We start from the raw sequence: 20,054 nt of genomic DNA, 5'->3' as shown, positions 1-20,054 counted from the left end.
CCACCGATCCACCCTAGGGCCGCTGCCCGCCCGCGCACCCGCGAGCCGCTGAGAGGCGTACCGTTGCCGTATGACCGCCGTTGACTTCTGGTTCGATCCCTCCTGCCCGTGGGCCTGGATGACCTCCCGCTTCGTGGACGAGGTGACGGAGGGACGCGATCTCGACGTCACCTGGCACATCATGAGCCTCGCCGTGCTCAACGAGGACCAGGACGTGAGCGACGACTACCGCGCGTTCTTCCCGCGCGCCCTGCGCTACACCCGCCTCGTCGCCGCCGTCGGCGAGCGCGAGGGCCGGGAGAAGGTCAAGCCGCTCTACGACGCCCTCGGCACGCGGATCCACCCCGGCGGCCGCACGGACGTCGACGCGGTCATCGCCGAGTCGCTCGCCGAGGTCGGCCTCGACGCGAGCCTCGCCGCCTACGCCGACACCGACGAGTACGACGAGCCGATGCGCGCCTCGCACTTCGACGGCATCGGCCGGGTCGGCCAGGACGTCGGCACCCCCGTGATCGCGATCGGCGACGTCGCCTTCTTCGGCCCCGTGATCTCGCCGATCCCGCGCGGTGAGCAGGCGCTCTCGCTCTGGGACGGCATCGTCGCCGTGGCCTCCTACGACGGCTTCTTCGAGCTCAAGCGCTCGCGCACCCGCGACCCGATCTTCGACTGAGCCGCGCTCCGCGTCGGCGGCCCGATCCTCCCGTGAGGACCGGGCCGTCGCGCGAGCGGTACCCTGACTCCCGGCCCCGGATCCACGGGCCACGAACGGCTTTCCGGAGGACGAGCGCGTGCGCATCCACATCGCAACGGACCACGCCGGGCTGGACTTCAGCCGGCACCTGATCGAGCACCTCGGTGCCGCCGGCCACGACGTGGTCGACCACGGCCCCACCTCGTACGACCCGCTCGACGACTACCCCTCCTTCTGCATCAACGCGGCCGCCGCGGTCGTGCGCGACCAGGAGGCCGGCGTCGAGGCGCTCGGCATCGTGTTCGGCGGCTCCGGCAACGGTGAGCAGATCGCAGCGAACAAGGTCGCAGGCGTCCGCGCCGCGCTGGTCTGGAGCCTCAGCACCGCGGTGCTCGCCCGGCAGCACAACGACGCCAATGTCATCTCGATCGGCGCGCGCCAGCACACGGTCGAGGAGGCCACCGGCTTCATCGACGCGTTCGTCGCCGAGCCGTTCTCCTTCGAGGAGCGCCACGTGCGCCGCATCGCGCAGCTCGCGGAGTACGAGGCCACGGGCGACATCGCCGGCCGCACGGTCGACTCCGCCTCGGACGGCCGCTAGGTGCCCGAGGGCCACTCCGTCCACCGCATCGCGCTGCAGTTCGAGCGCGACATCGTCGGCCACTCCGTCGCGACGAGCAGCCCGCAGGGGCGTTTCGCCGAGGGCGCCGCGCTGCTCGACGGCCGCACCGTGCTCGAGTCGACCGCGGTCGGCAAGCACCTGCTGCTGCGCTTCGAGGGCGACGCGACGCTGCACGTGCACCTGGGTCTCTACGGCGCCTGGGACTTCCTCGGCCACGTCTCGCCGCTGTTCGACGACGGCAAGGCGGGCAGCAGCATCGGCGCGCCCCGGCGGCGTCGCGCCGTCCGGCTCTCCGAGACCGAGCACGAGACCGACAGCGACCTCGAGGAGTTCCCGCCGCCGCCGATCGGTGCCGTGCGGGTGCGCATCCAGACGGAGGAGACGGTCGCGGACCTCCGCGGCCCGACCGCCTGCGAGGTGATGGACCCCTCCCAGGTGGAGGCGCTGCTCGCCCGGCTCGGCCCGGACCCGGCGGCGGACGACTCCGACGAGGCGCGCGACCGCTTCGTGAACCGGCTGCGCAAGACCGCCACCCCCGTGGGCCTCGTGCTGATGGACCAGTCGGTGGTGAGCGGCATCGGCAACATCTACCGGGCCGAGCTGCTCTACCGCGCCGGACTCGACCCGCACACGCCGGGCAAGCTGGTGCCGCTCGAGCTCGCCCGCGAGCTGTGGGCCGACTGGGCGCTGCTGCTGCACGACGGCATCCGCACCGGGATGATGATCACCCGCCGCGGCCTGACCAAGACCCAGCGCTCCGCCGCGGTGCGCAGCCGGGCCGAGCGCAACTACGTCTACAAGCGCGAGGGGCTGCCGTGCCGCGTCTGCGGGACGAACGTGCTGCTCGAGGAGATCGGCGCCCGCAAGCTCTACTGGTGCCCGGTGTGCCAGTCGTGACCGCCTGACGCGGCGGTCGTGATCGATCGATGACCGAGAGGATCCCCGTGACTCCGAGCCTCCTCCTCCGCAGCGCGCGGCTGCTCGGGCAGGACGAGCCCGTGTCCGTCCTGCTCCGCGACGGGCGGATCGACGCGATCGGACCGGACGGCGCCCTCGACGCCGCCGGTGCCGCGGTCCGCGACCTGGACGGCCGCTGGCTGCTGCCCGGCCTGTGGGACGAGCACGTGCACTTCTCGCAGTGGGCGATGACCGCACCGCGCCTGGACGTCTCGACCGCCCGCTCGGCGGCGGAGACGGCGGAGGCGGTCCGCGCGCGGCTCGCACTCGCTCCGGACTCGCCGGCGACCCTCGTCGGCTTCGGCTTCCGGGACGGTCTCTGGCCGGATCTCCCGACCACGGCCCTGCTCGACGCCGTGTCGCCGGAGCGCCCGGTCGTGCTGGTCAGCGGCGATCTGCACTGCGCCTGGGTCAACTCCGCCGCGCTGCGCCGCTACGGCTTCGCGCCGCAGGACGACATCCTCCGCGAGGAGCCCTGCTTCCGCCTGGTCACGGCACTCGGGGCGCTCACCGACGAGGACCTCGACGACCTCGCCGAGGAGGCGGCGCAGCGCGCGGCCGCCCGCGGCGTCGTCGGCGTCGTGGACCTCGAGATGCGCTGGAACGCCGGCGACTGGACGCGCCGGATCATTCGCGGCACCCGGTCGCTCCGGATCGACATCGGCGTCTACCGCGACCACCTCGACCGCGCGATCGCGGAGGGGCTGCGCACCGGCGAGGAGATCGCGGGCGGCGAGGGCCTGCTCCGGATGGGGCCGCTCAAGGTGCTCGTCGACGGCTCGCTCAACACCCGCACCGCCTATTGCGTGCACCCGTACGCCGGGCACGAGGGACGCGGCGTGCTCACGGTCGACCCGGTCGAGCTCGACGAGCTGCTCGCGCGGGCGGCGGCCGCCGGCATCCGGCCCACGGTGCACGCGATCGGCGATGCGGCCGCGACCGTCGCACTCGACGCCCTCGCGAAGGTGGGCGGCGGGCGCATCGAGCACGCGCAGCTGCTCTCGGAGGTCGACCTGCCGCGCTTCGCCCGTCTCGGCGTGGTCGCGGGGGTCCAGCCGGAGCACGCGCTGGACGACCGGGACGTGGCCGACCGCTACTGGGCGGGGCGCACCGGCCGAGCCTTCGCGCTGCGCTCGCTGCTCGACTCCGGAGCGACCGTCGTGCTCGGCTCGGATGCCCCGGTGGCGCCCCTCGATCCATGGGTGGCGATCTCGGCCGCCGTCTCGCGCACCCGCGGTGGCGACGAGCCGTGGCACCCGGAGCAGCGGGTCGGCGTGGCGGAGGCGCTCATCGCCTCCACGCGGACCCGCCGCCTCGCTCCCGAGGCGGGAGACGTCGCCGATCTGGTCGTCGTCGAGCGCGACCCGCTCGCCTCCGACGGGGAGCAGCTGCGCGCGATGCCGGTCGCCGCGACCCTGCTCGCGGGCCGCGTCACGCACGAGAGCTGACCCGCCGCGGCCGCAGGAACGACGAACGGCCCGCCGGATCCGAGGATCCGACGGGCCGCCGTGAGGAGGGAGTCGCGTGCTCAGCTCTCGCTGACGTGCGCGAAGAGGAACCAGCGGTCCTTCTCGAGGCCGCGGCCGATCTCGATCGCGACGTCCTGGCTGCTCGCGTCGATGTCGGCGAGCTCGGCGATCGCCGTGTTCACGGTGGTGATCGCGACGTCCATCAGGCCGATGACCTCGACGATGGCGTTCTCGGAGCGCTGGAAGCCGGGCGTGAGGGGAGCGGTCTGCGTGCCGGAGGCGACGGTCTGGATGCGGGCGTCGACGGGGAGGCCGAGGGCCACGACGCGCTCGGCGGCCAGGTCGGCCCACTCGATCGCGTGGCCGACGACGACGTCGAGCAGCTCGTGGACGCCGATGAAGTTGGCGCCGCGGACGTGCCAGTGCGCCTGCTTGCTGTTGACGGCCAGGGCGGTCATCTCGATGACGACCGGGCTGAGGAACTGGGCGACTCCGGATGCGACATCCGGGTTCGACGAGGTGAGCGACGTGACGGATGCAGTGGACATCGTCTGTTCCTTTCGAGAAGGGGTGATTGATCGTCAACACTACGCCGCAGCCCAGTGCTCGCAAGGAAGTGCAGGCTCGGCTAAGGCGGGGCAAGGCGAGGCTGACCTGCCCTCGCGCGGTACTCCGGACGCCTCGACCAGCGACGCAGGGCCCCGATCCGGGGGGTGGCCCCCGCGCCTTCGCGCACGGTCCGCCGCTACCCTCGGGAGGATGCCCGCCGCCCGCGCGGGACGAGCGGAGGAGGCCGGCGTGACCGCAGTACCGACCGCTCTCCGCGAGGCCACGGGCGCCTATCTCCGGCTCTGGCGCGACCTGCCGCGCGAGGCGCTCTCCCTCCTGCTCGCCGTGCCCGTGACCCTCGCCGGAGCGTTCGCGTGCGGTGTCGCGCTGGCCCTGGGCCTCGGATTGATCGGGGTGCTGATCGGGGCGGTCTTCCTCCCGCTGGCCCTCCACACCGCTCGCGGCTTCGCCCGCGCCGCCCGCGCGCTCGACGTGCTCGCCGGCCGCCCGCCGATCGCCGAGCCGCAGTGGCGGCGCCCGCCCGCGACGGTCGCGCCCGCCACCTTCGCGCTCTACGGCCCCGTCATCGACGGTCACTACTGGCTCGCGCTCCTGCACGCGCTCGTGGTGGCGCCGCTGCTCGCGCTCCTCTTCGCGGGAGTCCTCGCGCTGTGGAGCTGGGCCGGGATCGGCTCGCTGGTCTCGCTGCTCGACTCCGGCGCCTCCTCCGGCCTCGCCGGCCTGGTCGCCGAGCAGTCCACCGCACTGCTCGGCCTGCCCGCCGCACCCATGGGGTTCCTCGTGCTGGCGGATGTCGCGCTGATCGTCCTGTTCGTCTCGACGCTGCCGTTCGTCACGCGCGGGCTCACGCTCGCCCGCTTCCTGGTCGACCGGCTGCTGCTCGGACCCTGGGGGTCGGAGGCGCTCCAGCGCGAGGTGGCGGAGCTCAGCGTCTCGCGCGGCGCGGCGGTCGTCGCCGAGGACCGCGCGCTGCGCCAGCTCGAGCGCGACATCCACGACGGCCCGCAGCAGCGCCTGATCCGCGTGCAGATGGACCTCGGCTCGGCGCTGACCCGGGTGCAGTCGGATCCCGCGGCCGCCGCCGCCCTGATCGGCGAGGCGCGGGAGCACGTCCGCTCGGCGCTCGACGAGCTGCGCGCGCTGTCCCGGGGAGTCGCGCCGCCGATCCTGCAGGACCGCGGCTTCACCGCCGCGGTGCACTCGCTGGCCGCGATGAGCCCGGTGCCGGTCGAGGTGATCGCCGAGCATCCCGTGGCCGACGTCCCGCCCGAGGTGGAGCGGAGCGTCTACTTCGTCGTGGCGGAGCTGCTCGCCAACGCGTCGAAGCACTCCTCCGCGCGGTCGATCCGCGTGCACCTCGACGTCCGTGACGCGGGAGCCGCGGGGGAGCGCTGGCTCGACGTCTGGGTCGTCGACGACGGAGTCGGCGGAGCGACGGCCCGGCCCGGGCACGGTCTCGAGGGGGTCGCCGGCCGGGTCAGCGGTCTGCGCGGGCTGTTCACGGTCGAGTCGCCGCCGGAGGGGCCGACCACGATGGGCGTGCACGTGCCGTTCCGTCCGCTGCCCACCGCCCTATCCTGAACCGGTGCATCCCGCCTCACCGATCCGCGTCGCCATCGCCGAGGACTCCGTCCTCCTCCGCGAGGGCCTGGTCCGACTCTTCGAGGACGCGGGCTTCGCCGCCGTCGGTGCCTACGGCGACGCCGACGGGCTGCTCGCGGCTCTCGCCGCCGACCCGTCCTCCGTCGACGTCGCGGTGCTCGATGTCCGGATGCCGCCGTCCTTCCGCGACGAGGGCGTCCGTGCGGCGCTCGACATCCGGCGCCTGCACCCGCGGATCGCAGTGCTCCTGCTCAGCCAGTACGTCGAGGTCACCTACGCGCACGAGCTGCTCGGCTCGGGCGAGGGCGGGATGGGCTACCTTCTGAAGGACCGGGTCGCCTCCGTCGAGGAGCTGCGCGACGCGGTCGAGCGCGTGGCGGCGGGCGGGACGGTGCTCGACCCGCAGGTCGTCGCGTCGCTCCTCCAGCGCAATCGCGACCCGCTGGCGCTGCTGACCCCGCGCGAGCGCGAGGTGCTCGAGGCGATGGCGCAGGGCCGCACTAACGCGGGCATCGCCGCCGCGCTCTTCATCGGGGTCGGGGCGGTGGAGAAGCACGTCACGTCGATCTTCCAGAAGCTTCAGCTCGAGGACTCGGGCTCGGACCACCGCCGGGTGCTCGCGGTGCTCGCCTGGCTCCGCTGAGCCTCGCGTCCCTGCAGGCTCCGGACGCCTCCGTGCCGGCGGTCGGGCAGCGGCGGCGCTTTGCTGGTCGAGCAGCCGCAGAGCGGCGAATCGAGACCGCACTGGTCAGTGCGTCGGTCTTTGCTGGTCGAGTAGCCGCGCAGCGGCGTATCGAGACCTCGCTGGCTCACTGCAGCGCCGTGCGCTCCGAGTCGTAGATCGCCTTGACCTGCTCCGGGCTGAGGGCCCGGTCCCAGACGCGGATCTTCGCGAAGGTGCCCTTCGCGTAGTTGCCGGGGCCCGAGGTGAGCTCGACCGCTCCGACGGTGAAGTCGCCGGCGTTCGGGTTCAGGCCGTCGGGGAAGAGGTACGGGTTCTTGGCGTAGGTCGCACCCTTGTTGTCGACGAAGCGGGGATAGGCGACGGAGGTGCCGTCGAGGTAGGAGATCGCGTACGTGCCGTCGTACGTCCCGACGTGCAGCTGCCACTTGTACCGCGTGAAGGTGTTCCCGGACGCGGAGTAGTCGCGCGAGTACGGGTAGCCGGGGGTCGGCCCACCGGTGCGCGAGACGTGGAAGTTCGCCCGCTCGTCGCCTCCGTACAGGCCGAGGTCGTAGAAGAGCCCGTAGGAGCGGCCGGGGCGGTCGCCGTGCTCGTTCCAGGCGCCGGCGACGTAGCCGGTGCTGTCGTCGGTCATGTAGACCCAGCTCGCGACGGTGACCGCGTTGCCGGTCGCGCCGATCGTCAGCCGGCCGGTGGACTCGAGCGGGATGCGCAGGAAGCTCGTGCCGGTCATGTTGATGCCCGAGCCCCACGGGGTCGAGACCGTGGTCGCCTTCGTCTTGCCGGCCTGCTGCAGCGGCAGGTCGTTCGCCGTCGAGTAGTACGGGGCGGCGGGCTGGGTGAAGTCCCACTGCGCCAGCGGGGCCGGGATGCCGGGGACCGGCGGAGGCGGCGTGGGCGTCGGGGTGGCGGTCGGCGTCGCGGTCGGGGTCGGCGTGGCGGTGGGGGTCGGCGTCGGGGTCGGGGTCGGGGTCGGCGTGGCGGTGGCGGTCGGCGTCGCCGTAGGAGTCGGCGTCGCCGTGGCGGTCGGAGTCGCGGTAGCCGTCGGAGTCGCGGTCGGAGTGGGAGCCGTCGCGGACACGGTGAGCGCGACGGAGCCGCTGCTGCCGATGTTGCCGGCGGCGTCGCGCGCCTTGGCGATCACGACGTGCGACTGCACGGCGAGGCCGGAGGTGACGAGCACCCAGTCGCCGGACGCCTGCTGCGTCGCGTTCCCGACGCGGGTCGAGCCCGACCAGAACGAGAGGTTGGTGACTCCGACGTCGTCGGACGCGGAGGCGACGAGCGTCACGGTCCGCGGGACGGTCGATCCGGTTGTCGGCGAGGTGATCCGCGCGGTCGGCTTGACGGTGTCCGGGCGCGGGGCGCCGGTGGCGGTCGGCGTGGCCGACGGAGTGGCGCTCGGAGTCGGCGTGGTGGTCGGGGTCGCTGTCGGCGACGGAGTGGCCGTCGCGGAAGGGGTCGAGGTCGGCGCCGGGGTCTGCGTGGGGGAGGGGCTCGCGGTCGGCGTCGGAGTGGGGGTCGCGCCGGAGTTCTGCACGGTGACGCGCGTCGCCGCGCTGCTGCCGATGTTGCCGGCGGCGTCCTTGCCCTTCGCGACGAACACGTGCGAGCCCTCGGTCAGCGTCCTGGTGTCCAGCGGCAGCGACCACACGCCCGCCTGAGCGGTCGCGTAGCCGATCCGGCGGGTCCCCTCCCAGAAGGACAGCTGGGTGGTGCCGACCGCGTCCGTCGACGTCGCCTGGAGCGTCACCGTCCCGGACACCGCCGATCCGCTGGTCGGCGCCGTGAACACGACGACCGGCTTCACCGTGTCCGCGGCGGCGCTCGCCGCAGTGCTCGGAGCGGTCGCCACCATCGGCACGAGGAGCAGGGCGGCGAGCGCCCCCAGCATCGTCGTCCGCGCGGTCCCTCGTCGCATTGCCGTCCCCCTGTGCTGTTCTCGGCTGTGCCGTTCCCACGCCGACGTTCCCCCGCGGCGGGGTCAGCCTAGGACGTGGAGTCCCCGCCGCGCGTGCCCCGCGCGATGACATAAGCGACAGATGACCGGGAGAAGCGCGGCGGAGACCGAGCCGCCCGGAAGCCGGCGTGTCCTGCAAGACTGCGAGTCCGCGTCCGCCCAGGACGCGCCGACGGAGGAGGACCGGTCGACATGGCAGCAGGAGCACACCCGGACGCCCGACTGCTCGCGCTCCCCGGAGGCCGGGCTCCTCTCGTCGCCGAATCGGCCTGGCTGGCGCCGGGCGCGACGCTCGTGGGAGCGGTCGAGCTCGCCGAGCAGTCGAGCGTCTGGTACGGCGCCGTCCTGCGCGCCGAGTGGGCGAGCATCCACGTCGGCCGTGGCAGCAACCTGCAGGACGGCGTCGTCGTGCACGTCGACGAGGGCTTCGACGCGACGATCGGCGAGGGGGTCTCGATCGGGCACGGCGCCGTGCTGCACGGCTGCACGCTCGAGGCCGACGTGCTGGTCGGCATGAACGCGACGGTCCTGAACGGGGCCGTCATCGGCGCGGGCTCGCTCGTGGCCGCCGGCGCAGTGGTGCTCGAGGGCACGGTCGTGCCGGCCGGCTCCCTCGTCGCCGGCGTGCCGGCGAAGGTGCGGCGCGCGCTCTCCACGGACGAGCGCGACGGGATCCGTCGGAACGCCGCCTCCTACGTGGCCCTCGCCGAGCTGCACCGCGGGGCGTCGCGTCCGGAGCGGCTGTCCTGAGCCTCGAGGCTGCACGGAGACGGTCGGCGAGCGCCATTCGATCGATCTCCGCCAGGAAGTCCGCCTCGCGCGCCGACGGCGCCTAGCGTTCGCGCCGGGATCGGTTCCGCGCGGCTGCGCCTCGACGAACCGGCCCGGAGGCGGCGATCGCGGATCGGTCCCGCTGCTGATCACTCCGCCCCTCGTCCGTGAGAAGAGCCATGCCCGCGCGTCCGCCCCGCCGATCCCTCCTGTCCCGCAGATCCCTCCTGTCCCTCCCGTCCCTCGTCGCCCTGGCAGCACTCCTGCTCACGGCAGGCGCAGCCACGCCCGCCTCCGCGGCGGCCAGGGGGCCGGTGCTGTCCGTGGTCGCCTTCGGCGATTCCATCACCCGCGCGGCGGCGAGCTGCGGCACCGAGGCCGACTGTCCGGTCGACTCGTGGGCCACGGGGTCGAACCCCGAGGTCCGCTCCCTCGCGACCCGCCTCCAGGAGGTGCTCCCGGGCCGTGAGGTCACCACGGACAACCGCGCGAGGTCCGGGAGCACGATCGCCGACGTGCCCGCCGCGGTCGACGCGGCAGCGGCGGACGGCGTGGCCGCCGATGTCGTGACGCTCCTGATCGGAGGCAACGATCTCTGCCGCCCCGATCTGCCCGCCGCCGCAGACGGGTATCCGCTGACGCCAGCCGCCTCGTTCGCCGCATCGGCGACGGATCTGCTCCACCGCATCGGCTCGGCCTGGCCGAGGGCGACCATCCTCGTCGGCTCCCTGCCGAACGTGGCCTCCGAGTGGGCGGGGCTGCGCGGCGGACCGGCCGAGGCGGGCTGGGCGCTCTCCGGAGTGTGCCGGAGCACGCGGGGGGTCTCCGCCGACAACGTCGCCCAGACCGGCCCCGCCTCAGCGTCGGCCAGGGCGGCGGCGGCCGAGCGCACCCGTCAGTACGACGACGCGCTCGCGGCGGCGTGCGCGCAGGTCGGACCTCGCTGCGTCTGGGACGGCGGCGCCTACTCGGCGTCGCCGATCCGCCCGGTCGACGTCTCGACGGTCGACCACTTCCACCCCGGAGTGCGCGGTCAGGCGCTGATCGCGCGGACGCTGTGGGGTCGGCAGCGGATTCCGGCCTGGGTCGCTCCGCTCCGCAGGGCGCCCGCGGGCGGGCCGGACCTCACCGCGCCCTCCGCTCGGATCACCGCCCCGATCAGCGGCAGCGCTGTCAGCGGCCCGATCACCCTGACCGCGGTGTCCGACGCCGACACCGCCTCGCTCGTCTTCTGGAGCGGCAGCGCTCGGATCGGCGAGGCGACGCCCACCGGTGACGGCACCTGGACGCTGACCGTCCCCACGGAGGGTGCACCGAAGGGGAGTCACGAGCTCGAGGCCAGGGCCGTGGACCGCTCGGGCAACGCGGCGACGAGCGCACCGATCACCGTCGTCGTCGGCTGACCGGTCTGAGAAGGCTCATCGGCCCCGACGGTGCCGACCGGCGTTCTGCGTCGCGCCGCCGGGGACGCGGAGCGACCGGGAGTGATCATCGCGTGCCAGACGACCGGGTCTCGCCAGGAGTTTCGGCCTCGTCGATGACCGCCCGTACCGTTCGTCACAGATCGCGGCGCCTCCGGCCGGCCTTCGAGACCGCCCGTCGAGACGACGAGGTCCGAGGCCGATCGGTCTCTGCTCCCCGATTCCGCGGACCGCCTCCGCTTCTCACCCCAGCTCTCGACCCCGAGCTCTCGACCCCGAGGAGAACCATGGCGCCGCGCCCCTCTCACCGACGCAGTCTCCTCGCGATCGGAATCGCCCTGCTGCTCGTCGGCGGTTCCGCCGTCCCTGCATCGGCTGACGAGGCGCGGCCCGCGCTGACCCTCGCCGCTTTCGGCGACTCCATCACCCGCGGCGCGGCCACCTGCGGGACGGGGGCGGACTGCCCGATCAACTCCTGGTCGACCGGGACCGCGCCGGAGGTCCGTTCGATCGCGACCCGCCTCCAGGAGGTGAATCCGGGCCGGACGGTGACGTCGGGGAACCACGCGAAGTCGGGAAGCCGGATCGCTGATGTGCCGGAGGCCGTCACGACTGCCGCAGCGGCAGGTGCGGCGCCGGACATCGTGACGCTCCTCATCGGCGGCAACGACCTGTGCAGCCCCCAGGTCCCCGCGGGGCCGGACGGATACGCGATGACGACGGCGGCGGACTTCGCGGCATCGGCGTCGAGCACCCTCCATCAGATCAGCTCGACCTGGCCGAAGGCGACCGTCGTCCTGGGGTCGGTTCCGGACCTCGCGTCCGAGTGGGGGAGCGTGAAGGAGTCGGGCGGACTCGGCTGGAGCCTCTTCAAGGTGTGCCGGACGACCCGTGGGGCGCTGGCCGACAACGTCGTCCAGCGCGGTGCCGCCTACGAGGCCGCGGTCGCCGCCGCCGCCGAGCGGACGAGGCAGTACAACGAGGCCCTCGCTTCGGCGTGCGCGGCGGTCGGTCCGCGGTGCGTCTGGGACGGCGGCGCCCTCAACCGGACTCCGATCACCAGGGACGTCGTCTCGACGGTCGACTCCTTCCACCCGAACGTCCGCGGTCAGGCTCTGGTCGCCGGCGTCCTGTGGGGTCCGGCCGCAGTCCCGGCGTGGGCGGTTCCGCCCGCACCGGTGCCGCCGACGTCCGTGGTTCCGGTGACGACGCCCGCGCCCGCAGCCCCGCGGGTCACCCCGACCCCCGTGCCGCCTGCGAACACGGCTCCGACGGCGGCTCCGACTCCGACGGCTGCTCCGACTCCGACGGCTGCTCCGACTCCGACGGCTGCTCCGACTCCGACTCCGACGGCGGCACCCGCTCCGATCGCCTCGCCGTCGACGCCGGGCCCGACGCCTCCGTCGCGGACGATCGCGAGCACTCCGGATGCTCGTGCTCCCCACCTGCGAACGGTGACCCGGTGGCTGGCTCGATTCGCCGCCGACCTCCGCGGGTCCATCGCGCGGGCGTTCGCTCAGGACTGCAGCCGACTCCCGCACGGGCGGCCGCTTCCGCTGACGCCGCGGTGTCGTCCGGCGGGCGTCTGAGCAGCGGTCGAGTCCACTCGTCGATCCCATCACCTCCCAGTCCCCGTTTCCGCAGTAGTTCTCGAGGAGAGCCGTGTTCCGTCATCCCTTCCGCCGTTCCCCACTGACCGTCCTCGGTCTCGCGCTGGTGCTTCTCGCGGGTGGCGCCGCCGCCCCGGCCGCGGAGGCCGCGGCGCCACCCGATCTCTCCTTCGCCGCCTTCGGGGACTCGATCACCCGTGCCGCCGGGACGTGCGGCTCGGAGGCCGACTGTCCGGCGAACTCCTGGGCCACCGGTACCGCGCCCGAGGTCCACTCCCTCGCCACCCGCCTGCAGGAGACGAACCCCGACCGCACGGTGAAGGCGGCCAACTATGCGAAGTCGGGCAGCCGGATCGCCGGGGTCTCCGAGGCGGTCAGCAGTGCGAAGGCGGCGGGAGCCGATCCGGAGCTCATCACACTGCTCATCGGCGGCAACGACCTCTGCAGCCCGGAGGTCCCGGCCGGGCCGGACGGCTACGCGATGACGACCGCGGCGGACTTCTCGGCGTCCGCGTCGAGTCTGCTCGAGCAGATCACCTCGGCGTGGCCCAGGGCGAACGTGCTAGTCGGATCGATGCCGAACATCGCGTCCGAGTGGCAGGCCGTGAAGGACTCGCAGGGGAAGTTCATCTGGAGCATCTTCGAGATCTGCCGGACCACGCGCGGCGCGAAGGCCGACAACATCGTCCAGAAGGGCGCGGCGTTCGACGCGGCGGTCGCCGCTGCCGCAGAGCGGACCCAGCAGTACAACGACGCCCTCGCCTCGGCCTGCGCTGCGGTGGGACCCCGCTGCATCTGGGACGGCGGGGCCCTCTCCCAGACCCCCATCACGAAGGATCTCCTCTCGACCGTCGACTACTTCCATCCGAACGTGAGCGGGCAGGCCCAGATCGCCCGCGTGCTCTGGGGTCAGGAGGGTGAGCCCGCCGGGGGCGTTGTGCCGTCCTCAGCCACGTCGCCGGACGAAGACGACCGCCTCTGGTGCGCCGACGACTGCTGAGCCGACCGCGGCGAGGGCGAGCGCCGAGACGGACTCGCTCGACTGCTGATTCCTCTCGCGACGCGCAGTCGATAACCAGATGACGCCATCCGATCAATCCGCGCCATTCGTTCCGCTCCCGTCCCTGAGCGCCCTTAGCGTTCAGCACTGGGTCGCGCCGCCGTCGTCCGCCGCCCGGCCGCGATCGCTCGATCGCCGGAGCCGAAGGCCGATCGGCGTCGCTCCGTCTCACCTCCGTCACCGCCTTGAGAAGAGTCATGTCCCTCCGTTCCCGCCTGTCCGCCCTCGCCCTCGTGGCACTGCTCCTCGCCGGAGGAGCGGCAGCTCCTTCCGCTCTCGCCGCCGAGGCCCCCGCACTCTCGGTCGCGTCGTTCGGCGACTCGATCACCCGCGCCGCCGCGACCTGCGGCGGCAGGGCCGACTGCCCCGTCAACTCCTGGGCCACCGGATCGGCACCCGCGGTCCACTCCATCGCCACCCGCCTCCAGGAGCTGAACCCCGGCCGCAGCGTCACGGCGACGAACTACGCGAAGTCGGGCAGCCGGATCGCCACCGTCTCCTCGGCCGTGACCGCGGCGGTGGCGGCGGGCGCCAGGCCCGACGTCGTGACCCTCCTGATCGGAGGCAACGACCTCTGCCACCCCGACCTCCGTCCCGATGCCGACGGCTACGCGCTGACCCCCGCCGACGCTTTCGCCGCGTCGGCGTCCGCTCTGCTCCGCAAGATCGGCTCGGCCTGGCCGCAGGCGACCGTCCTCGTCGGCTCGGTTCCGGATGTCGCGTCCGAGTGGGCCTCGGTCCAGGGTGGTGCCGCAGGGAGGACCTGGCAGGCGTCCAAGCTCTGCCGGACCACCCGGGGAGCCCTCGCCGACAACGTCGTCCAGACCGGCGAGGCGTACACCGCGACGGTGGCCGCTGCGGCCGAGCGCACCCGTCAGTACGACGACGCCCTCGCCTCGGCGTGCGCGGCCGTGGGTCCGCACTGCATCTGGGACGGCGGTGCTCTCACCCGGACGCGGCTCCTCCCCGAGATCGTCTCGACCGTCGACTCCTTCCACCCGAACGTGCGGGGCCAGGCGCTGATCGCTCAGGTGCTCTGGGGCCCCGACGCAGTGCCCTCCTGGGCCGCGCAGCTCGCCGCGGGCGCTCCGGCTCCTTCCCCCGTGCCGGCGACCACCGGCGCGCCGCTTCCGACTGTCGTGCCGGACATGACGACGAGTCCGGCGCAGGCGGTCACTCCCGCCCCGACGACCACTCCCGCCCCGACGAGCACGACGACACCGGCGCCGAGCAGCACCCGCAGAGGGACCAAGCCCCCGAAGTCCGCTCTTCCGGCCGCCGCCGCTCCTTCGGCGAGTCCGACATCCGCCCCGACCTCCGGCACCACCTCCTCTCGGTCGCTCTCCCGCGGCTCGGACACGACCGCGCCGACCGTGCAGGTCGCCGTCCCGCTCGCCGGTGGTTCGATCGCCGCGGGAAAGATCACGCTGACGGCGGTCTCCGACGCCGATACGGCCTCGGTCGTGTTCTCGAGCGGCGGTGTCCGGATCGGCGCGGCGAAGCAGACCGCGAACGGCATCTGGACGCTGACGGTCGCGACCAGGGGATTCCCGACGGGCGAGCACGACCTCGTGGCCACCGCGACCGACCGCTCGGGCAACACGGGGACGAGCGCCCCGACCACCGTCACGGTCCGCTGACCCGAGCGCCACGAGCCCCAGCGGCTCGTGGCGCCCCAGTGCGCGACGTCTTCGACGACGACCGATCCGTCGAGCTCAAGCCCGTCAGCCCTTCCCCTTCCCCGCCTGGTCGTCCGCTCGACGGGGGCGACGGCCGTTCGGCCCCGCCCCGCGACCGCGGCACCGCGTCGCCCCACGAGAGCAGATCCGTACCCCGCGTCTGACCCACCTTTCCGTCCTGTCCGCCCGCGCTGCCGGAGGAGTTCGGACTGCTTCCTCGCCGGCGGGCGGAGCGGCGACCGGCACGGGATCCGAGTGCGAGGCCTCTTGCCGTTCCGGCGGGATCGCGCCATGCTCGACCCGATCCAGACAGCACCCCGCACCCGACGGCGGATCCACCACCGTTCCACTTCTCTGCCAGCTCGCACCCCGACGAGAGCACTGTCATGCCCGCGCGCCAGCCCCGCCGCACCCTCCGCCTCGCCGTCGCGCTCGCGACCGCGCTGCTCGTCGCCGCGATCGCCGCGGTCCCGGCCGCTGCCGTCCCGGTCGCCGCGGAGCCCGCCCCGATCTCGGTCGTCTCGCTCGGCGATTCGGTCAGCCGCGGGACCGCGAGCTGCACGACGAAGGCCGACTGCCCGGTCAACTCCTGGGCGACCGGGTCGGCCCCCGCCGTGCAGTCCATCGCCACGCGGCTGCAGGAGCTCGCCCCCGGCAGCGCCGTCACGACGGCCAACTACGCGAAGTCCGGCAGCAAGATCCGAGCCGTCGCCGCGATGGTCGCGACCGCGGCCGCCGACCGGGTGCAGCCCGATGTCGTGACGCTGCTCATCGGCGGCAACGACCTCTGCCACGGCGACATCTACCCCGCCGCCGACGGCTGGACCATGACGACGGAGGCGGCGTTCTCGGCGTCCGCGTCGAGCCTGCTCCAGCAGATCGGCCGCACCTGGCCTGACGCGACGATCCTCCTCAGCTCGGTGCCCGACGTGGCGTCGGAGTGGTCGGGGCTGCGCGGCGGGCCGGCCGAGGCCGCCTGGACGAAGAACAAGCTCTGCCGGACGACCCGCGGCGTGACGGACACCGGCGTACTCCTCGCCGGACCGGCGCAGACCGCCTCCGCCGCCGCCGCGGCCCTGCGCACGCAGCAGTACAACCGCGCACTGGCCTCCTCGTGCGACGCCGTCGGACCGCGCTGCGTCTGGGACAGGGGCGCCTTCACCGCGACGCCGCTCACCTCCGACATCGTCTCGACCGTCGACTGGTTCCACCCCAATACCCGGGGACAGGCGCTGATCGCGGGAGTCCTCTGGGGGCCCCAGCGGGTGCCCGCTTGGGCGGCGCGCTTCACCGCCGAGGGATCCACGCCGGTGCCGTCCGCGACTCCGACTCCCGAGCCGACGGTCGCCCCGACTGCGACCCCTGAGCCGACGCCGACGCCGACACCGACGCCGACGGCGGCACCGACGCCGGCACCCGAGCCGACGCTCACTTCGCCCCCCACCCCCGAGCCGACACTCGCTCCCACCGCGTCCCCGACTCCGTCGCCGACCGGGACGATCGCTCCCGAGCCGACCGCCACTCCGCCAGCGAGCCCGACGGCGGCGCCGGAGTCGACCTCGACAGCCTCGCCCCCTTCCACCCCCGGCCCCACGGCCGACCCGACTGCCACTGCAGTCCCCACTGCGACGGCCGAGCCGACTCCCGAGCCGACGACACCTGCGCCCACTCCGGCGCCGAGCCCGACACCGTCGTCGACCGCGTCGCCCGACGCGACTCCGACTCCGGCCGCCACTTCCACCTCGCAGCCGACCCCCACGGCGACGGCGCCTCCCGCTCCGACGCCGACCGTCTCGCCGGCTCCGACGGTCACGCCGACGTCGACTCCCACCCCGAGCGCGACGCCTGCTCCGAGCGCTGCACCGACGCCGACCCCGCGACCGACCGCCTCGCCGACTCCCACACCGACCCCGACTCCGACGCCGTCTCGTTCGGCCACTCCGACGCCGACGCCGACCCCGACGCCGACTCGCTCGGCCACGCCGACGCCGACGCCGACTCGCTCGGCCACGCCGACGCCGACGCCGACTCGCTCGGTCACTCCCACGCCGACCCCGACGCCCACTCCCGCCCGGGACACGACGGCTCCGATCGCACGCATCACCAGCCCCGCCGCCGGCAGCACGGTCGCGGGGGCGGTGACGCTGGTCGCCGTCTCGGACGCCGACACGGCCTCGCTCGCCTTCTGGACCGGCAAGGTCCGGATCGGAGTCGCCAAGCAGGCCGCCGACGGCACCTGGTCGGTCACGGTGTCGACGAGCGGCTTCGCGAAGGGGCCGCACCCGGTGGTCGCCAAGCCGGTCGACCGCTCAGGCAATACCTCGACGAGCGCCGCGGTCACTCTCACGGTCCGCTGACCCGCTCCGGTCATAGCGGCCCGGTCCTCCTGACGGGGTGCCGGGGTCCCGCCACCGCGGCGTTCTCGTCGACCCCGCCGGTCTGTCGAGCGATGCTCCGGTCACGGACCAGCGAAGGGGGGGCCCTGCGAGGGGGACATCCGGCCTCCGGCGCTCGGCCGTCCGACAGGCTCGACACCGTCAGACCTCCTCACCCCCTCGGTCGCGCGACCGACGGAGTCGACGGCCGCCCCCTGCCCCGCTCCGAGTTCGCCGCGCCACGTCGCCCCACGAGAGCAGAGCCATGTCCGCGCGCCCGGCCCGCAGTTCCCCCCTGTCCGTCCTCACCCTCGCTGTCCTCCTCCTCGCCGGCGGTGCCGTGGCCCCCGCCGCGGTCGCTGCCGACGCCGCCCCGACGCTCTCCGTCGTCTCCTTCGGCGACTCGATCACCCGCGGCGCCTCCAGCTGCGCCACTCGGGCCGACTGTCCGGTCAACTCCTGGTCGACCGGCTCCGCTCCGTCTGTCCGCTCGATCGCCACCCGCCTCCAGGAGGTGAACCCGGACAGCGTCGTCACCACGGCGAACTACGCCAAGTCGGGCAGTCGGATCAGTGCCGTGTCCGGGATGGTGACGGCCGCCGCCTCGGCCGGTGCCGCTCCGGACGTCGTGACACTCCTCATCGGCGGGAACGACCTGTGCCACCCCGAGCTGCCGACGGCCGCCGACGGCTACGCCATGACTCCCGCGGCGTCCTTCGCCGCGTCGGCCTCGGGCCTGCTCCGCCAGATCGGCTCCACCTGGCCCGAGGCGACCGTCCTGCTCGGCTCGATGCCCGACATCGCGTCGGAGTGGAGCGCCCTGCGCGGAGGACCGGCGGAGGCGGGCTGGCCGGCCAACAAGCTGTGCCGGACGACCCGCGGCGCCACCGCCGACAACGTCGCGCAGACCGGCGACGCCTATGCCGCGACCGTGGCGGCCGCCGCGCTCCGGACGCAGCAGTTCAACGACGCGCTCGCAGCGGCCTGCTCGGCAGCGGGCCCGCGCTGCGTCTGGGACGGCGGCGCCTTCACCGCCTCCGCGGTCTCGGCGGACATCGTCTCGACGGTCGACTACTTCCACCCGAACGCCCGCGGCCAGGCCCTGATCGCCGACATCCTGTGGGGCCCGGACCGCGTCCCCGCCTGGGCGGCTCCGACCCCCGCGAGCAGCCCGACCCCGACGTCGACCCCGGTGCCGACTGCCACCCCGCTGCCGTCCGCGACCCCGGTGCCGTCCGCGACTGCCACCCCGACTGCGACTGCGACCCCGACTGCGACCCCGACGCCGACTACGGCCCCGCTGCCGTCGTCGACGCCGACTCCCGTCTCGACCGTCGTTCCGGAGCCGACCGTCGCGCCGACCGCGGCCCCGTCCTCCACTCCCGAGCCGTCCGCGGCTCCGACGCCGACCGCGACTCCGACTGCCACGCCGACACCCAGTGCGGCGCCTGAGTCTGCTCCCACGCCGACGGCGACTGCCACACCGACCGCCGTCGCGACGCCCACGGCCACCGTGATTCCGACGCCGACGCCGACTGCGACCCCGACCTCGTCCACGCCGACGCCGAGCCCCGCCCGCGACACGACAACGCCGACGGCGCGCATCACCAGCCCGACCGCCGGCAGCACCGTCGTCGGCACGGTCACCCTCGTGGCCGTCTCGGACTCCGACACCGCCTCCCTCGTGTTCTGGACGGGGAGCACCCGGATCGGCACGGCGAAGCAAGCCGCCGACGGCAGCTGGAAGCTGACGGTCTCGACCAAGGGCTTCCCGAAGGGCGAGCACGAGGTCGTCGCGAAGGCGGCCGACCGCGCAGGGAACACCTCGACCAGCGCAGCCGTCCCCGTCACGGTCCGCTGATCCGCCCCCCATGCTGATCGAGTGGCCCTTGCAGAGGGCGTATCGAGATCCCCGTCGAAGTGACGTGCGGTGCACGGCCGTCGTCTCGGTGACGGCGGTCTCGATACGCCGCTGCGCGGCTACTCGACCAGCATGATCGTGACCGGGCCGGCGTCCCGCGCCGTCCGCTCCGTCTCGAACGGCGTCACTCGCCCGGCGATCCGTCACGAACGGCTCGCGGGTTCGACCGCAGTCGACCGTCCGCCACGCTGCGATCGAGTGGCGTGGAACGGGGAAGCAGAAGCAATGGAGGGGCTGACGAGAATCGAACTCGCATCATCTGTTTGGAAGACAGAGGCTTTACCACTAAGCTACAGCCCCGGATCGGGGGAGCCCGTCGTCTCGACCGGGCACCAGGACAGCGTAGTACACGCCGACAGCGGCAGGCGACGCCCGGGCCCGCGAGCCGCCCGCGCACCGGCGCCGCGAGCCGGTTCCGGCCGCAGGAGCGCGGTGCAGTACACTTGCGAAGGCCATTTCGGCGTGTCGCGCGAGCGGCCCGGCAGGAAGGGCTCGACGAGAGTCCTCGTCAGCACGGTGCACCGGCCCGCGCATCCGGGGCGTAGCTCAGCTTGGCTAGAGCGCCCGCTTTGGGAGCGGGAGGTCGCAGGTTCGAATCCTGTCGCCCCGACCACGAGTACTCATCGTGACGACATCGACCCGTGACGACCGGTCACACGGC

The 20,054-nt window shown here is 73.7% G+C and carries 15 protein-coding genes and 2 tRNA genes; 14 read left to right on the top strand and 3 right to left on the bottom strand.

The annotated features are described in order from the left end of the window. The first annotated feature begins 70 nt into the window (after positions 1-70). The 4 genes from GSU72_RS11005 to GSU72_RS10990 all read left to right on the top strand — a co-directional run bounded on the left by GSU72_RS11005 (position 71) and on the right by GSU72_RS10990 (position 3,718). Complete coding sequence (locus tag GSU72_RS11005) at positions 71-670, top strand: DsbA family protein (protein WP_159985050.1); 600 nt, start codon at positions 71-73, stop codon at positions 668-670. A 118-nt stretch (positions 671-788) separates the two neighbouring features. Beyond that, positions 789-1,292 carry a ribose-5-phosphate isomerase gene (locus GSU72_RS11000; RefSeq protein WP_159985049.1) on the top strand — a complete coding sequence of 168 codons (504 nt, stop codon included), beginning with the start codon at positions 789-791 and terminating at the stop codon, positions 1,290-1,292. Continuing rightward, positions 1,293-2,210, top strand: a complete 918-nt coding sequence (locus GSU72_RS10995; RefSeq protein WP_159985048.1) for a DNA-formamidopyrimidine glycosylase family protein — start codon at positions 1,293-1,295, stop codon at positions 2,208-2,210. Positions 2,211-2,257: 47 nt separating this feature from the next. Further along, complete coding sequence (locus tag GSU72_RS10990) at positions 2,258-3,718, top strand: amidohydrolase (protein WP_348272756.1); 1,461 nt, start codon at positions 2,258-2,260, stop codon at positions 3,716-3,718. Positions 3,719-3,798: 80 nt separating this feature from the next. On the opposite strand, the gene GSU72_RS10985 is transcribed toward GSU72_RS10990, so the two are convergent. Then, complete coding sequence (locus GSU72_RS10985; protein WP_159985046.1) at positions 3,799-4,287, bottom strand: DNA starvation/stationary phase protection protein; 489 nt, start codon at positions 4,285-4,287, stop codon at positions 3,799-3,801. A 211-nt stretch (positions 4,288-4,498) separates the two neighbouring features. Here GSU72_RS10985 and GSU72_RS10980 point away from each other — a divergent pair, with 211 nt between their 5' ends. Beyond that, positions 4,499-5,890, top strand: a complete 1,392-nt coding sequence (locus tag GSU72_RS10980) for a histidine kinase (protein ID WP_159985045.1) — start codon at positions 4,499-4,501, stop codon at positions 5,888-5,890. Positions 5,891-5,894: 4 nt separating this feature from the next. After that, positions 5,895-6,554 (top strand): response regulator transcription factor, encoded by a 660-nt coding sequence (locus GSU72_RS10975; RefSeq protein WP_244255765.1) that lies wholly within the window; start codon positions 5,895-5,897, stop codon positions 6,552-6,554. 166 nt (positions 6,555-6,720) lie between these two features. Here the strand turns inward: GSU72_RS10975 and GSU72_RS10970 are convergent, their stop codons facing one another. After that, positions 6,721-8,517, bottom strand: coding sequence for an Ig-like domain-containing protein (locus GSU72_RS10970; RefSeq protein ID WP_159985044.1), 1,797 nt, complete (start codon positions 8,515-8,517; stop codon positions 6,721-6,723). 231 nt (positions 8,518-8,748) lie between these two features. Here GSU72_RS10970 and GSU72_RS10965 point away from each other — a divergent pair, with 231 nt between their 5' ends. From GSU72_RS10965 to GSU72_RS10935, 7 genes are all read left to right on the top strand, one after another. Next, the gene (locus GSU72_RS10965; protein ID WP_159985043.1) at positions 8,749-9,306 is read left to right on the top strand and encodes a gamma carbonic anhydrase family protein; all 558 of its coding nucleotides are present in this window, start codon (positions 8,749-8,751) and stop codon (positions 9,304-9,306) included. Positions 9,307-9,506: 200 nt separating this feature from the next. Next, positions 9,507-10,730: a GDSL-type esterase/lipase family protein gene (locus GSU72_RS10960; protein WP_159985042.1), complete on the top strand. Its 1,224-nt coding sequence runs from the start codon at positions 9,507-9,509 to the stop codon at positions 10,728-10,730. A 305-nt stretch (positions 10,731-11,035) separates the two neighbouring features. Continuing rightward, a complete protein-coding gene (locus GSU72_RS10955) occupies positions 11,036-12,337 on the top strand; it encodes a GDSL-type esterase/lipase family protein (RefSeq protein WP_159985041.1) in 1,302 nt (433 codons plus the stop codon). 73 nt (positions 12,338-12,410) lie between these two features. Further along, positions 12,411-13,358 carry a GDSL-type esterase/lipase family protein gene (locus GSU72_RS10950; RefSeq protein WP_159985040.1) on the top strand — a complete coding sequence of 316 codons (948 nt, stop codon included), beginning with the start codon at positions 12,411-12,413 and terminating at the stop codon, positions 13,356-13,358. A gap of 257 nt (positions 13,359-13,615) precedes the next feature. Further along, positions 13,616-15,058 (top strand): GDSL-type esterase/lipase family protein, encoded by a 1,443-nt coding sequence (locus GSU72_RS10945; RefSeq protein ID WP_159985039.1) that lies wholly within the window; start codon positions 13,616-13,618, stop codon positions 15,056-15,058. A 425-nt stretch (positions 15,059-15,483) separates the two neighbouring features. Then, a complete protein-coding gene (locus tag GSU72_RS10940) occupies positions 15,484-17,454 on the top strand; it encodes a GDSL-type esterase/lipase family protein (protein ID WP_159985038.1) in 1,971 nt (656 codons plus the stop codon). Positions 17,455-17,737: 283 nt separating this feature from the next. Continuing rightward, positions 17,738-19,333, top strand: a complete 1,596-nt coding sequence (locus GSU72_RS10935; protein WP_159985037.1) for a GDSL-type esterase/lipase family protein — start codon at positions 17,738-17,740, stop codon at positions 19,331-19,333. 286 nt (positions 19,334-19,619) lie between these two features. Here the strand turns inward: GSU72_RS10935 and GSU72_RS10930 are convergent. Continuing rightward, a tRNA-Gly gene (locus tag GSU72_RS10930) sits at positions 19,620-19,693 on the bottom strand. A 235-nt stretch (positions 19,694-19,928) separates the two neighbouring features. Here GSU72_RS10930 and GSU72_RS10925 point away from each other — a divergent pair. Continuing rightward, positions 19,929-20,006 (top strand) — tRNA-Pro (locus GSU72_RS10925). The last annotated feature ends 48 nt before the right edge of the window (positions 20,007-20,054 follow it).

The organism is Rathayibacter sp. VKM Ac-2760, assembly GCF_009834185.1.
Taxonomy (GTDB): Bacteria; Actinomycetota; Actinomycetes; order Actinomycetales; family Microbacteriaceae; genus Rathayibacter.
This window is presented reverse-complemented; position numbering and strand designations above follow the sequence as displayed.